Origin of the sequence: Chryseobacterium sp. WG14, assembly GCF_024586945.1 — a bacterium.
Taxonomy (GTDB): domain Bacteria; phylum Bacteroidota; class Bacteroidia; order Flavobacteriales; family Weeksellaceae; genus Chryseobacterium.
Genome location: NZ_JALCZD010000040.1, coordinates 1 through 460 on the forward strand (window position 1 = coordinate 1; position 460 = coordinate 460).

Annotated in this window: 1 pseudogene; it reads left to right on the forward strand. The window is 44.8% G+C overall.

Annotation, left to right across the window (positions count from 1 at the left end):
* Nucleotides 1-460, forward strand: a pseudogene (locus MP478_RS22495) (gliding motility-associated C-terminal domain-containing protein); the annotation flags it as partial.

Consider the following 460-nt stretch of genomic DNA (forward strand, 5'->3'; position numbering starts at 1 on the left):
TGATTTTGCAGTGTATGGGCCTACGAATGGAGGATGTGCTTCCCTGCAAACTCCCGGCAATATTTTTATACAGCCTTTAAGATGTAATTATTCAGGGACCGGTGGAGATACAGGTCTTGACCTGACTCTAAATCCACCTGCAGTATTTCCTGTCAATCCTCCGGGCCAGACATCCAGCATGAATGCTGATAAATGGAGCCCTTATATCAATGCATTAGCCGGAGAAACCTATTATCTGGTAATCAACAACCACAGAAGATCACCTGATGGGTTTTCAATGAAATGGACCGGTACCGCAAGCTTAAGCTCAGCATTCAACGATCCTAATCTTACACCTAACCCATTTGTTACTCCGGGTATTCCTGCTGCAGATCCTGCACAGCCAAGTACGGTTATGGTATGTGGACTTCCTACTCAGTTTAATTTCCTTTCTCTGAGTGCAGGGATTATCAACGGAAAC